We start from the raw sequence: 14,778 nt of genomic DNA, 5'->3' as shown, positions 1-14,778 counted from the left end.
AAGTGAGAGCCTCTAAAAAGCAAATTCCTATAGCATAAACAACACCAACTCTGTCACACCGAGCAGGTAGCAGCTCAGTCCAACAAGCGATTATGCAACACAAACTGCGTGTCGCATAAATACTAAAGTGTTATAAGCCCCGATAAGTGCGAGGAAAAATTAAGTTTGGTAGTTAATGGAATTAAAACCCTTTCTGTAGAAGAGGTGGTATCTATTCATGATACCTTGACTAAAGATTTTGAGAACTCAGAAGATCCAATTTCACCTCCGGGCGTCAAAAGTCAGGGGTTATTAGAGTCTGCAGTGAGTCGACAATGGTCTGGTTTTAGTGGTTATTACAAATACAAAACCCCTATAGAGAATGCAGCTAGTCTATGTTATGGCATTTGTTGTAATCACTCATTGCACAACGGTAATAAAAGAACAGCATTAGTTGTGCTTTTATGTCACTTGGACGGTAATGGTCTAACTTTTAATGATCGTGCTACTCAAGACGACATGTATAAATTTATGGTTAAGGTAGCGAAAAGAGGTTTTCTACCTAAAAAATACAAAGGTGATGGTTCAGATTTAGAAATAGCAGCAATGGTAAAGTGGATTAAATCTAGGACTAGAAAAGTTCAAAAATCTGAGCGCTGGATTACTTTTAGGGAACTAAAACAAAGATTAAAGCCTTTTGGTATTGAATTTGGAAATCCAAAAAACAATCTCGTCGATGTCATTAAAAAAGAAAAGGTCAAAAAGAAAAAGAACTTCTTTTGGACTGAAGAAGTAGAAGAAGAAAAAGTTATCGCAAACATACCATTTTTTAAAGATGGTGCATATGTAGGTAAAAAGGTTATGCGTACAATTAGAAAGAACGGTAGGTTAATGCCAGAAAATGGAATTGACTCAGAGTTATTCTATGGGCAAGAGTCTAACCCAGACATGTTTATTATGAAATATAAAAAAACTTTAAAACGATTAGCCAAAACGTAGGGCTTATAACAAAGCAAGTCAAGCGGACAATTTTTAGCAGGCTGCTTCCGCTTCGCTTCTCATTATAGCCTGCTAAAAATAGCCGTTGCTTGCGGCGTTGGTATGACTCCCACTGTCAAGTTAAACACACTGATCCTTGCCTAACTTTAAGCCATAATTTCTTAACTCGAATTAGAGAGAGTTAATGCATAGGATGAAGCAAGTAATTTCGTCGGTTTTCTTGCTGGTATTCGTTGGTTACTCATTTTTATGAGCAGAGCAGACCTTACTTAACTCGACGTGGCACCTGTTTTCAGTCTATGTTCGTGGTTCAATGCTGCGTTAGCTGCATTGCCATCCTAACGCCGTCGGTGGTTGTGCCACACCCGATGCTTGACCCAATACATTAACTCTAATTCGTTCACTTTAAGCTGGTACTCTGGATAATCTTAATTTGGGATTTACCGGTGAGAGCACAACCTGTTTTGCTATTGCCCAGATATAAGCAATCATTTCACGGGCAATAGCGGTGACAACGAGGTTGTAATGCTTGCCTTTATTTATAAGCTTTTTATAACGTTTACAGAGCCTTAATTGTGCTTTCCATGCAATATCAATAAGTTGCTTTGGTAAGCCTTCTTGTCGTTTTTGTAACTCAGTCGATATGTTGGCTGCATGACGGTAACTGTGAGCACCTTCGACTAATAAGCGCCTTGCACGACCATTGCCACATTTAGTAATTGCGCCAATATGCCTTTTACCACCACTCGAGTGTTCACTCGGAACGAGCCCAAGATAACTCATGAGTTTTCGCGGATGGTCGAAGCGGGTTAAATCACCAAGCTCAGCGACAATACCAGCGGCCACGAGTAAGCGAACGCCGCGCATAGCTTGGATTGCTTTAACTACAGGGTAGTAACGCCATTGATAAACATGATGAGAGAGCTCATTGTCGAGTCGCTCCAATCGTGCAGTTCGCTCGTTTATAGTTTGAATAAACTCTTGTAAAACGATTTGTTGTGCAGGATGTGGCAATACCAGTTCTGTGAGCCAACGTAAGTGTTTGAGAGACCAGTTTGCTGTGCCAGCATAGTTAATGTTGTTGCGAAGAAGCATTGCTTTTAGCTGGTACTTTGCATCTTTTAAATCTTTCATCGCAACTTCTCGAGCACGAGATAAATCACGAATAGCTTCATCTTCCGGCTCAGGTACATAAATAGGGGTTAAGTCTTCAGACTTAAGTAATTTAGCTAGTTTAAGTGCATCACGTTTGTCAGTTTTTACACGCTCGCCAGGTTTTTTAGGAATGAGAGAAGGGGCAACCACATAGCAGCAATGACCAAGGCTAGTGATTAACCGATAAATCCAGTAACCGCAGGGGCCAGCCTCATAGACAAAGTGAAGAGTTGCATCAGGGTATTTAGATTCAAAGTGACGAACTAGTTTTTTAACGGCTATTTTAGATGATGTTACTCTACCAAAGTGCACAGGTTGTGCGCCTCGATGGTCTTCAATATAGGCGACTTCATTGAATTCTTTATGTGTATCAAGTCCGATAAAAAGTATGTTATGTTTGTTCATGCTAGCCTCTGCTGTTTAGTTATTTGACAAACTAATTATGGCTCTGGCTTTGTATTAAGCTAACCCACGAAAAAGCGGAGGCTAGCACCGTGTGGGAGTCATTATGTCTATACGTATAGAGAGGACTCATTATGGGAAAGAGTGAAAGGCTAGAATTATTTAGAATCAAACTACAAGAGAGTGAGGGAGAATCTACAGCTAAAGGGGCGAGAGATTTGATGTCTGAGTTACTTAAAAGTATCGAAGACAAACATGCTCCAACTGATGAAAAGAAAATGGTCATCTCAGAAGTCACCGAAAAAACGGTGCAAGAATATGGAAAGAAAGGGTTGTATATTCCTTTGATTGGGCATCGGATTTATATAAACGGTAATGGCGCAATTCTGATTAATGATTTTAATACTGATGAAATCTTTGTTGAAAAGGAAAACATTAATGGTATTTCATTTAGTGAGGTATCGGGATGGAAGCCAAATATATTAAACGTATAACAAGCCAATAAAGCTACGGGACGTTACCACCGTCCGCTTCTGACACAGAGATATCCTTCGGCTCTTAATTAATTGTTTCTGCCCAAAAACAAGTTACAGCCTCAACATAACCGGTTTGATGTATATGAAAATGCGGCCTGGTGCTATTTAGTCACAGCCCAAAAAATAGCAGGCCAGCATCACTATAAACATCACTGCGAAGAAACCAAATACCTCCGCAAGGCTTTTTAAGAAAGTAAAAATTGATAAAAAAGGCCAGTCAGAAATACTGGCTGGCCTTTTATTAATCTAACGAAAGCTAGGTTAGGTTTTTACAACCAAGTCTATTCCCACTCGAATATCAATGAGCAGAAAATAAATCTATATAACAGCTAGTTAGAAAGGTGACTTTTCTCAATACCATCATCGATACCATGCGCAGAATTTTTTTGATTTTTTGCAGTTCGTCGGCGTTTTAGCTCTGCCTTGGCCCAAGCTGAAGACTCGGCCATATCACGACGAAGCTCATCAATCTGAGTTTCAGTCAGTTTATATACATATGGCTTGTCTACTTTCATTATTACTAAACTCTTTTAGTCCCAGCTGGTATTTTTTTGCAACATAGCATGTTTAACACGCGATTCTAATTCTATCAATTTTTCACCGACACCAGCATTACCTAGGTATGGTTGAATCTTTAAAAAGCCTCTATGTAACTCACGGCGAGACGAGCTTTTACCTTCTTTCTGAACAGCATAAGCGACCATTTCAGCGCTATTCAGCCCTCTCCTGACGGCAAGGCTAGCATAGTTTAATGCGGGACTAGCATCTGACAAATTTGTAGTTCCATCGTTGACATACCTTAGCAAAACCTGAAGAGGTACACTCATTAAATGTGCTAAGTCAGGAACCATTCTGATAACAAACTTTCTTGCACTTGTGGTGTATTTCAAATCTCTTGTTTTTGAAGAAAAAACTTTTTGTATTTCAATCAGCGTCTTACCCTGCATCCACAGAGATAGACCAGAAGATATCAAAGGAATTGCGAATTTTGCTTTTTCAACATCATCCTGTAGCGAATTATAACTATTATCAAATAGTGACTCGAAATTCTCTGGCTTTAAAAGACGATACATACTGTGAGGATGCCTAGAAAGCCAATCAAACATCCATTTAACAAATCGCTCTACTGTTTCAAAGCTTGTAAAATCATCAGAAACCAAAGAATCAACAAGTTCTTTTAATACATCTTCAGGCATACCTAACATAGAAGCTAGATCGCGTAATGCCTGAGATTCCTCACTGGAATCAACATCATTATTATCTAGAATAGATCGAGCGGCAGCTATTCGACTAACAATCCACTCAGTATTGCCCTTTTGCTTTTGTCTAAAAGCCGCAAAGCTTCTTTTTAATCCATGAGTTACTTCTGATGTTCCCTCTTCGTCTTTTTCTGCCTCAGCTAGCCTTGCAACTACATATCGTTCTAGATCTCCAACTTCTTCTACTTGATTGTGGATACGGTCCATTATCGATGTTAGAGGATCATCCAAAATAATACACTGATCTGATTGGCCAAAGATTTCACGGAGGGTGGTCCAACGGTTTCCTATTGTCCTTTCTTGATCATTTAGTCCTACGACTTTCCCTGGAATTACTAATACAATACCTGTAGCACTTTCACCAGCTCTTCCAGCTCGCCCAGCTGAGTTCAATAAATCTTCTGGTTTGAGGATATCACGACTACCAGAAGCCATATTAAACTGACTATCTTCGGCAATGATTACTAAATCCGCAGGCAAGTTCATCCCTTGACCTAAAGTTGGTGTAGCGGCCAATACAGCTAATGCTCCTTCACGTTTGTATAATGACTCTGCGAGAAATCTTTCTTCTGGTAATAACTGCCCATGATGACATCCAGCGCGATTTACAAGTTTTCCATTACTCAGCTTTATATACAGCTTTTCAGGAGAACCTATTTCATCTACTGCAATCTCATAAGCTTTTTTTTCATCACCTGTTAAATCTAAACTACACGGAGAAATTTTAGTCGATGCTTTTTCGGCTATTGATACTGCGTTTGGAATTGATTGCGAGAATACTAGAGTTCTAATGCCTGCCTTAGCTGCTTCGGCGGCTATCGAAGATGCAACAACTCCAGAGTTTGGAGTGAGCCCCCATCGGGAATTCGTTGATAGCTCTAATGATTTTGAGGAAAAAGGGACTTTTGCGTAGTCACGACGGTCCATAGAAGCCCAGGTTTGTTTAACACTAAAAAATGCTAATGGTGTAGCTGTTAATTGTCGCTTTAACTTAGCTGGGACGCTACCTTTAGTTTTTTTTGTTCTCTCGTTCCTGAGTAGATTTTCAAGTGTGCTTAAACGATTGGAGTCATAAACTATACAACCTCTTAATTGACGAGTAGGTTTCCAGGAGTTATCTAACGAGATAGATAAACGGTTAGTTAACTCAGATAGCCAATGACTTAATTCTTTCGTATTCTTCATCATTGCAGACATTAATACAATATCGGCATCAGGAGCCACTCTAACAAACCCTAGAATACATAGCATTGCATCTATAGCACGTCTATCTTCACTGCTTTTAGGATGTATTAAATGGCATTCATCGAAAATGAATACTCCAACATCAACAAACCTTTCGGGATCCAAATGTGTTGCAAGTAGACATGCTTCTGGAGTCATTACCATTATATCTGGCAAGTCATTACCGCTATCTAACAGACCAAAATCATCAGCTCTCTCTCCTTTGACTCCAGCTCTTGGAAATACCTTTTTCAAATCTCGAGCAGTCTGGTCCACTAGAGCATGTGTAGGAGCTAAAAATACAGCTTTACACCCTCTAAGTAGAGTCGCATGAAGCTTAAGTTGTGCTGTTGTTGATTTCCCTGAACCGGTAGGAAAACCAATTGCTGCGGATACACCACTATTTAAATAACCACGTTCAATCGCATCCTTATGATTTTTCCATAGGTATGGACGAGTACTTGCCACAGCCTTCATAGCATCTAGCCATAATCCTTTATCAACTCCATTGGGAGGTAGTATTTTTACGACAGCACTATCCAACAATGCATTTCCTGTAGCTATTAATAAGCTAGCTAAATGAAATGGTCCGGGAAAGAGTTCTTGACTCTCGAGAGTTTTAGATTGGAAGGGAATATCAACGGTTGATGATGCTAATTCTTTTACTTCAGAAAAAACAGCAATTGGATCAGCCATTCCTTTAATACGACGCCCTTGTAAAATAAAAGCAAGAGCGCGAACACCACGTAAAATTCTATAATATAAAGCATTACTGGCCAATTGACCGCCTTCTCCTATTACAAGTTTTTTTTGAGAAGGACGTCTACGGGCAGTAATTTTTTCCACATTTCCTTGAGATAGCATTATTAAATGCCATATTAATTCACGCTGTAGTAAATCATTTTCTGGTAACTTTATTATGCGGCTTATTTCTGAAGCATCCGCAAATGCCTCAGCAATGAGAAATAGTAGCATTGCTGATACATCTGGGCTGATAGATTTCAAACCAATATATGAATAAGTAATATTAGAATGGCGTAATACGGTTGCTTGATAGGCTAATTGGTATGCTGTAGCGGCAACAAAGCTTGCAGATTTTTTATCTTCACGTTCGGGGGATATTGAAACTAAAGCCTCATTGGTTCTTGCTAAACGCAAAGAAAATTTAACCGTTTCAATCAAGTCGTCTATATTAGCCTCTCCATTTCTCAATAAGACACGACTAGAAACAATTTCAGCATATGCTTTAGATAAGTAGTCAGGAAGAGACTCTCGATCTAATCCAGGAAGATCGGGGGTAGACTGAATTAACTGTGAGGTTATTGAATCATACATTACTGTTACTCTCTTCCATATTGATAATCGCTATTGCCTTTTTGGACAATATGTCTATCCAGTTTCTAAAGCTATTTTTGTGGAGAATATCCCCCCTACGCTTGCTCCGATCACCAACAACTGAAACATCATAGTCTTTAAATAAGCCCCGCAATCCTGTTTGGGTAGAATGGGAGTCTCCAACAGTTACAGCAATTCGATATGCTCGCTTTTCATCCCATAAGATCTCAGCGACTACACTATCAGGGTCTGCACATCCCGACCGCTCAAGTAATGATACTACTGAAGCGATTAGCTCGTTATCTCGCTCACCTTTTTCAAAGATTTCAAATTCGGGTAAAACTGAATTTTTTATTTTATTCCTTGGGTTCTCTGTAGCTTTATCCTCAAGAATAACGGCTTTTGATATACCTTTAGAGTCATTTTCAATAAGAAAACCATCTAGGCCTTTATCTGCTTTAATCATTTGAGGCGCTCTTATATAAGCGTTTTTATAGGATTGGTGAGCTGCTACCCATGAAATAACCTGAAACACCCAACCATCTCTATGATATGGCTTTTCGCCTGACTTAACTGTCAATAGCTGTCTGGCAGCATCATATCCGCTTTTTGGGTAATTAACGTGAGAAGAACTGGTAGCTTTAAGAATTCTCTCCGCAACCCTAGACTGCCCAATAGCAACACGAGCGATGATGCTAGCTAATTCATCTTCATCATCAACTGACCAAGCCGCCCCAAACCAACTATCTTTTTCTTCAATCGGTTTAAATGAAATTGGCATAACAGGTCACACTTTATGTTAGTTAACTTTATGAACATATTATGATTTCATATCAACGAATGCTATGGAATAGATCATGTTTCATATTCCGTATTGGTGAAAATTCAGGCCGGTGCACGTGTACTTTCTGACTACTTGTGGTGACCAAACAGCCAGCGTCTCATTTTGTCGATTTGATCGACCGATCTCGTCATGTCCTTGTAAGCACGTCCGGCCAACCTGTTTTGAAATACCTCCATTGTGTCGGCAATGGCTTTCATCTTCGGGCCGTGTCCGGTACTGTGCAGCCACTGCCCCAAAAAATAGAAGGCCAGCATCACAATGAACATCACTGCAAAGAAACCAAATACCTCCGCAAGGTTTTGAGGTGGAAAGCTAAACTCCATAATCAGTAATCCTTATCTAGTTAGGCCATGCGGCCTTTTTTAACAAAACTGGCAACCTCTTCGTTGCGCTCCTGCTGGCGTTCCTGAGCGTATGAAACGTAGTATTCAATGTCGAAGGTGTGCTTTTCCGGATCGCGCTCTTGCCATTCTGCGTGTGCTTGGCGGGCTTCTTCTTGATCTTCACTGGATAGGCCATCAAAGCCGCCAGTTTGATTCATCCAGCCAGTGCCGCCACCGCCTAAGCTATCGTTGTCAAATGCAGGGGAAGCCTCGTCAGTCCCCCTCCTTATCGTCATCATCCGCGTTATCTTTCATATTGTTTCGGATCGAACTAGCTAGACGACCTCCGGTAGTGCCGCTGATTCTATCCGCGGCCATATCACCCATTCCCTTCATCAAATTCGCACCGGTATCCGCAGCAATACGCCCCGCTTTTACAGCGCTACCTTTAAAGCCGCCAGAGGATTCGCCACCGCTAGAAGATTGACCGGAAGCTTGGGAGAAGGAGCCAGCCTCGTCAGAATCACCACCGCCACTAAATGCACCGCCCAGGCTCGACATAACATCAGTATTATTCGCTACGTTCTCACCCGCTTTTGTAAATGCAGCCTGAATAGCAGACGCACCGCCGGCGGTAGCCATTGCGGCACCGGCAGCCATACCACCAGTGGCAACAGCCGCTCCGGCCATCGCCCCAGCACTAATACTGCCAGCACCCGTCGCCGTACCACCTCCAGGAATCAGGCTAGCGACCACATTGGGAACGGAGTGAATGAGCATCACGAGAACCAATGAAACGACAAAGATCACCAACAATTCACGCATGGGAGCATCATTGGATAGATCGGCATAGAAACCGTCCATGATCGACATGGCAATGCCAATAAGCAACGTCATTGTCATCAATTTCAAAGCAACGCCTAATACACTTTTGAAGTAGTTGATTGCTATATCTGAAGTCCAACGCGAACCACCAAACCCCAACACGAAAACACCGGCATAGACCAATATCCAAGCCGTCACCAAAGCCAACAACACATTTGCCGCCACTACCGCCATACATGCCAAAATTGCTAGCGTGATTAAGAAGATAGACAAGTTATCTATCGGGCTGGTGATGCTGTATGACTTACCAGCTTTCACAATAATGTCGAACGCAATACTAATAGGCTCTGACGGGGTTAGGTCTCTCGAAAGGCCACCGGCTTGAGCACCGATCGTTCTCAATGAATCGATAATTGACGTGGCAAAGTCTGGGCCGTTTCTGAGTAACCAGAGAAAGAAACCAAACGTCAAGATGAAGCGCACGAACTCGGCAAAAAACTCCCTTATATCCGCTTGCTTAAGGATTAAGGTCCCGCCAGTCCAAACAAGGGATATAGTGCCCAGCGTCCAGAATAGCCAGGCAGCATAGTTTGTAATTACCGTGCCCCAAGTAGCACTTGCTGTCATGAAACGCACAGCCACTTCATCTAAGACACCATTAGGCTCAATGGCCGCTGATGCTGTTTGCGAAGTAAGTACAACTGCCAAGAGCATGACAAGCCGAATAAATATCTTGATCATGATTAGAACCCCTTGTTCTTGGAGCGATCCGTGGGTTCGCCCATATCCCAAAGACAGTTCCCTTTTTCCTTCTGCTCTTTCGTCAGGTTCGGGTTGTCACAGTTGATCGTTGCAGGCTTTGGCCCGTCATCTTCGCCGCACCCCACCATAGCAAAAGAGGCCAACGCGCTAACGATAAAAACTCGGGTGATATTCTTCATGATTAAAACCCCCTGTTTTCTGAACGGTCGGTTGGCTCGCCCATATCGAACAACCTTTCACGAAACGCTTGATATTGAGCTTCGCGGTCAGCATCCGCCTGCATTCGAGTGCCAACGGCATTCTGCTGAGCAATCAGCAGGCTACGGATTTGCAGGAGCTGGTTAGCCTGGTTGCTGGCGAGCTGGTTAGCGTAGCCAATAGCCGCCAATTGGCCGTCCGCGCTCTGAGCACCAGATTGCAGGCGGTTAAGCTGACGGGCATCGGCTTCCAAGTTATCTTGCTGCTGCTCCAGACTCCTAAACAGTGCGTCGTTGGCCTTTTTCTGCGATTCAGACGCAAGGCGTCGGTTCTCGGTCATTGCGGCCCGTTCTGCATCGCTGCACCCCGCTGCCGAGAAACAAGGAGAGCTGCGGTAATAGGCCACGTCCTGGAACTTGCCTAGGTAAGCATCGAGGCTGCCAAGCTGGTTCTGGTAATAGGCGAGCGTGTTGGTCGCCTGGTTCAGATCGTTGATGGTGCGCTGCGCCTGGTCCCAAATATAAGAAGCTGGGGCCATCGAGTTTTGCAGCATATTTTCGTACTGCTGCAACTGGGTTTGATACTGCTGAATTTGTTTAGCAGTCTGTGTAACAGCTTCCATTGCCGACATAATGTTCTGAACTAGATTCGTACCATCAGCAACCGGAATCCCCGCATATACAGGATTAGAAAGGTTTAACGCCAAGGAGATGGCAAGCACGGGAATTTTAGCCGCTAAAATTTTTCGTTTTAGCATGGTTAATTACTCTTAGTAGTTATGACTAAAAGTTGCATTCACCAACCTGTAGAAACTTGATCTCTACTCCTGCCGTTACCAGCGGTGAATGTGGGCCTGTACAGAGCTAGCTCGCCACTTACTATCTCGGCGCCCGACCAGCGCGACACCGTTAAACGCGCGGTCAAATAGGGTTAAACATCGGTGTCATTACCAACCGAAGCGGTTAGGGCTTCCGTCGATTCCTATGCCATCACATCAACGTGAGCGGCTCTTTTGTTGTCGTTTCGCTTTTTTAGCTGCCTGCTCAGCTTGTAGCTTAGCTTTACGCTGCTCTAGTGCTGGCATGACCGCCGCTTTTTCAGTTACAGGGCCTGACTGAATAGCTAAAACCTCTAACTGAGATAGATTCTGCAACCGGCCACGGCGTGAAGGTGGCACTTTGCCAATCGGTAACACGCCGTGCTTATCTGACCGTTTGGCCTTTTTGTTCTGAGCTATTAATGCCTGACGGCGGCGTTCTAGTCCTTGATCGGCAAATTTGATAGACAGATTGCCATCTACCGCCGCCTTGATTACTCGCGCCTTGAACTCAGGCGAACCATTCACGGTAATACGATTACCGTAACGCTCTATTGCTACCTTTAGTGCAGCTAAGACACTGGTTTGGTTGGAAGCCGTCGACACTTGTAGACGCTCACCATCATCACGCACGGCGCTGTTACCTGCTCGATAAATAATGGTGCCTTTTTTCGTAATCGTATCGACCGTTCCTTTGAGCTCTGCCTGAACTGCATCCCCGTTCAGTGTGTTGCCTTTAAGCTTTTGTGCAGACTCTCGGCTACGTAGCGCTTTGAGGGCTTCGCTATCTCCCTGCAATGCTTGGCTTTTTAACCAATCCGCCCAGGCTTGGCGTTTATTGCTTTGATATATCGTTTGCCGTTGCTCTTGGTAACGCTTATGAATACGCTCAAGCTCGCTTTTCAATGCATCGCTGGCCTGTTTGTACAAAAGCTTCTTAGTAAGCTTATTGCTACCGGTCAACTTAATCGCTGCGCGACGGCCACGCCCTTTCCTCTTGGCGTTATCAATCTGTCGATCTTTATCACGACGAGCCTGTTCAAGGGCTTGCGTTTTACTCTCTGCGGCATGTTTCTGCTCTGCTTGATAACGGGCATATAGCTCGGTGGTATTCACCTTCAAGCGAACAGGTCGGTGTGTATATTGGCGGCTCGGCTTAACAGAATCCGATGCAGTCGCTTCAAAGGGACCAAGGCGCGCTTCGAGTTTGGGTTTAGAAAACTCACGTCCTAAGGTGCTTGCTTTGATGATCGCTTCACCGTCGGCAACGATCACTAGACCATTTCCTCTGGTTCTTAACTGCAAACCATTGTCCTGCATGACCTGGTGCAACGCCTGCCAGCTATTGGCTGATTTAATCTCGTCCATGCATTCGCGCTTCACCCAACCCACTAAGCTTTCAATACCCGAATGCCGCTCCATATCCATGGCACGCGATTCGGCCCCGCGCTTGCGCGGTATGTGATTATCCTGCTGCAAACCAAAATCCTGCTCGATGGCCTCGCACATTTCCGCTAGCTTTTTATGTGGGTAATAAGGCTCATGGATTGTGTTACGCGTAGGATGAATTTTATTGATCGCGATATGGATATGTTGATTGTCCGTATCGTTGTGCACAGCACTGACACGCTGATGCTCGCCATAGCCCAAGCCTTGGCAAAGGCGCTCTTCTATCGCGGCTAAAGTATGCGCTTCCAACTGTTCACCATTAGGAAAGCTCACTATGAGGTGGTAGGTTTTATCACTCTTTGCTCGGGTGTTCGCAAACTGAGTCGCCAACACCTCACTGATCGCATCGCGCACGGTTTCCGCTTCACAGTTATTTAAACGAACGCTACCAAGTCGATGTTCTTTGCTCTGGTGATCGGTGATGTAATTCACCAAGCCTGCAAAGTCAGATTTCCCCTGAGAACGCATCGGTACATGCTTGGCGATCATTGGTCCGCCCTCGGGCGAAGAATAGACTCCATAAGTGAACTCATTTGATCTTGCGTCGCCTCGATACGATTAAGCACTGCCAAGATCGTATTGGCCCCAACATGTGCCACCTTGGCATCATTACTAAGCCATAACTTCAGCAATCCACCCAGACGTCCTAAGTCACCATTAACCCGCACTAACTCGCGTACATGCTCTGCTTCGGTAATTCCCTGGATACGATAGCCTTGGCCGACTTCGCGCAAATAGGTCGAAGCACTGAGCCCCGCCTGTGCTGACATGGATTCGATCAGCGCACGCTCTTCCGGTAGGCAATAGACCTTAATCGGAGGACTATTCTTTCTCGTCGTCTTATTTGTGTTGTTCTCCATCTGTGTATCCTCTCTCAGGCCCCCGCAGGGCAGGATCAACGTTGAGTGCCGAAGGTGCGAATAAGTCATAAGTGAAGAGGCTTCGCCATGCTTGCATGGAGGGCCTACTTCACACATCCTGCCCGCATTTCAACTTTGGTTTTATCACGGAAAGTTATGCATGCCCTTGTGCATTTCTCTGTATTTAACTGTTTATTCCTGTGTAAACCTGTTTAACCGATAAGTCCGCCACTTATCACGGTATGACACCGCACTTATAGTGATTTAATAGCGCTAAAATAGCGGTCTTATAGTGATTTATCTGTATTGGCTTTACTCAATATCACGACACAGAAAAACACAGCTTTCCTACACTTTCCGCTCTAGGCTAAATTCAAAGCCTTCGTGTTTAACTGCCCCTCAAGTGTCAATGAATGTTTAGACGCCAAGGAGAAAAAATAAAAAACGCTTTATTTTCATTAATTTAAAAATACATAACTTCCAAAAAAATGATTTCATTGACAGTTTTAAGCCATTTATTTTATCAATCTTATCCACAATATCTGTTTGCTTAACTACAGGTTAATTTTTATATAGGTATACCTACAGGAAAGTACTATAGGGGGTTCTACAACCACCTGTTATTAAAAAGATTTTTGGCACTTCGCGGGACAGAACATGCGCACTCCGGGACAGAACATGCGTAAGCCGGGACAGAACATGCGCAAAATACCCCCTTTAAAGCGGGACAGAACATGCGTGGATAACTTTCTAAATACCCAGGCTTAATAACATCAAGAATGGTGCGTACATAATGTTTCATGCCGCTCACTCTACCTCTTTGTCCGTCGAGGTACTTGCGGAGCACTTGGTTTCAAAAGCAATCCTTTTTCGGTTGAAGTAGCATCTAGCTCTGGCCATGCATATTGAACCTTTTTAAGCCCGTCGAGAAACCGTTTTCTGAAATCTCGATGCCCCTGAGAAGTATTAGGATAATTGGCTCCTATTTGGTCCATTAGCCCTTCCCAAGGAATGACTGTTGAACGTTTTAAATAGCTGACTCGGTATGTTGCCCAGCAATATATATCGAGAGCCATAGGAGAACGCTTAATCAACCGTAATACCCTCATATCTAGAGGAACTGGTTTATCTGTTATCAGTTGAAAAAACTTTGGCGACAGATCTACCCAAGAGCCCCATAATGAATTTTGATCTGGATGCTTTGTGCTCCACCATATATGTGAAACATCCGCTACTCTGGCACCAATCTCATCCTCAGAAATATATTCATCACCTTCATTATGTTCCGTAAACATAACGCTAATGGTGGTTTTAAAAAGTTTGCTCATCTGCTCACGCAAACGCGGAATAGAACCATCTTTCCCCCCAGTTCCCGATAACCCTAGTTCGGCCATAAAGCTTCTCTGAGAATTCCCTAATTCAAGCCTACGCGCCTCTGTCTCACCGATATAACCCTTATCCAATCTGGACTTGTTTCTTACTGCTTGAGTGGTCATCCAAACCAGAAGCAAACGTGCATAGCAACCGTAAGGCAAACCTACAGATGAGGGGGCCATCATGTGCATTGTGAAATTACCATTCTTCCGACTCCACTCATTCGATTCTGGCTTACTGTGCGGTATGGTTGCTTGAATCAGAAGCCGAGCAATAAAACCGAGTTCATTAGCCTCCTGAGCACTGCACTCCTGGATTGCTATGATGTTGTCTATATATTTCGTGCTTAGATCTAGTTTACCGCTGGCACCCGAGGCACTTTTTTGCCGAGTAGTTCCCCTAGCCTGAACATCCGTTACATCTTTAAGCGTCATGTG

General features: G+C 43.6%; 14 protein-coding genes. 2 read left to right on the top strand and 12 right to left on the bottom strand.

Annotation, left to right across the window (positions count from 1 at the left end; all coding sequences use genetic code 11):
• Positions 1-165 precede the first annotated feature (165 nt).
• On the top strand, positions 166-978 hold the full coding sequence (locus ABMY45_RS21005; protein WP_349289465.1) for a type II toxin-antitoxin system death-on-curing family toxin: 813 nt from the start codon (positions 166-168) through the stop codon (positions 976-978).
• A gap of 405 nt (positions 979-1,383) precedes the next feature.
• On the opposite strand, the gene ABMY45_RS21000 is transcribed toward ABMY45_RS21005, so the two are convergent.
• Positions 1,384-2,538: an IS110 family transposase gene (locus ABMY45_RS21000; RefSeq protein ID WP_349289464.1), complete on the bottom strand. Its 1,155-nt coding sequence runs from the start codon at positions 2,536-2,538 to the stop codon at positions 1,384-1,386.
• Between the two features lie 131 nt (positions 2,539-2,669).
• On the opposite strand from ABMY45_RS21000, the gene ABMY45_RS20995 reads away from it, so the two are divergent.
• Entirely contained in the window at positions 2,670-3,029 is a 360-nt protein-coding gene (locus ABMY45_RS20995) for a hypothetical protein (RefSeq protein WP_349289463.1), read from the top strand.
• A gap of 371 nt (positions 3,030-3,400) precedes the next feature.
• On the opposite strand, the gene ABMY45_RS20990 is transcribed toward ABMY45_RS20995, so the two are convergent.
• From ABMY45_RS20990 to ABMY45_RS20940, 11 genes are all read right to left on the bottom strand, one after another.
• The gene (locus tag ABMY45_RS20990) at positions 3,401-3,586 is read right to left on the bottom strand and encodes a hypothetical protein (RefSeq protein ID WP_050927041.1); all 186 of its coding nucleotides are present in this window, start codon (positions 3,584-3,586) and stop codon (positions 3,401-3,403) included.
• 15 nt (positions 3,587-3,601) lie between these two features.
• Positions 3,602-6,889, bottom strand: coding sequence for a DEAD/DEAH box helicase (locus tag ABMY45_RS20985; RefSeq protein WP_349289462.1), 3,288 nt, complete (start codon positions 6,887-6,889; stop codon positions 3,602-3,604).
• Complete coding sequence (locus ABMY45_RS20980; RefSeq protein ID WP_144166405.1) at positions 6,882-7,670, bottom strand: hypothetical protein; 789 nt, start codon at positions 7,668-7,670, stop codon at positions 6,882-6,884. The genes ABMY45_RS20985 and ABMY45_RS20980 overlap by 8 nt, the downstream gene beginning before the upstream one ends.
• 131 nt (positions 7,671-7,801) lie before the next feature.
• Positions 7,802-8,056 carry a hypothetical protein gene (locus ABMY45_RS20975; RefSeq protein ID WP_349289461.1) on the bottom strand — a complete coding sequence of 85 codons (255 nt, stop codon included), beginning with the start codon at positions 8,054-8,056 and terminating at the stop codon, positions 7,802-7,804.
• A 20-nt stretch (positions 8,057-8,076) separates the two neighbouring features.
• The gene (locus ABMY45_RS20970; RefSeq protein ID WP_349289467.1) at positions 8,077-8,274 is read right to left on the bottom strand and encodes a conjugal transfer protein TrbL; all 198 of its coding nucleotides are present in this window, start codon (positions 8,272-8,274) and stop codon (positions 8,077-8,079) included.
• 55 nt (positions 8,275-8,329) lie between these two features.
• Entirely contained in the window at positions 8,330-9,595 is a 1,266-nt protein-coding gene (gene trbL, locus ABMY45_RS20965) for a P-type conjugative transfer protein TrbL (RefSeq protein WP_349289466.1), read from the bottom strand.
• Positions 9,596-9,624: 29 nt separating this feature from the next.
• Positions 9,625-9,822, bottom strand: coding sequence for a hypothetical protein (locus tag ABMY45_RS20960; protein ID WP_025795234.1), 198 nt, complete (start codon positions 9,820-9,822; stop codon positions 9,625-9,627).
• Between the two features lie 2 nt (positions 9,823-9,824).
• A complete protein-coding gene (gene trbJ / locus ABMY45_RS20955) occupies positions 9,825-10,598 on the bottom strand; it encodes a P-type conjugative transfer protein TrbJ (RefSeq protein ID WP_349289460.1) in 774 nt (257 codons plus the stop codon).
• A gap of 237 nt (positions 10,599-10,835) precedes the next feature.
• Complete coding sequence (gene traI / locus ABMY45_RS20950) at positions 10,836-12,596, bottom strand: TraI/MobA(P) family conjugative relaxase (protein ID WP_349289459.1); 1,761 nt, start codon at positions 12,594-12,596, stop codon at positions 10,836-10,838.
• Positions 12,593-12,967, bottom strand: coding sequence for a conjugal transfer transcriptional regulator TraJ (gene traJ / locus ABMY45_RS20945; RefSeq protein ID WP_001929520.1), 375 nt, complete (start codon positions 12,965-12,967; stop codon positions 12,593-12,595). The genes traI and traJ overlap by 4 nt, the downstream gene beginning before the upstream one ends.
• Positions 12,968-13,779: 812 nt before the next feature.
• The gene (locus ABMY45_RS20940) at positions 13,780-14,775 is read right to left on the bottom strand and encodes a replication protein RepA (RefSeq protein ID WP_000172730.1); all 996 of its coding nucleotides are present in this window, start codon (positions 14,773-14,775) and stop codon (positions 13,780-13,782) included.
• Between the last annotated feature and the right edge of the window lie 3 nt (positions 14,776-14,778).

Source organism: Pseudoalteromonas sp. XMcav11-Q, from assembly GCF_040104525.1.
Lineage (GTDB): Bacteria > Pseudomonadota > Gammaproteobacteria > Enterobacterales > Alteromonadaceae > Pseudoalteromonas.
This window is presented reverse-complemented; position numbering and strand designations above follow the sequence as displayed.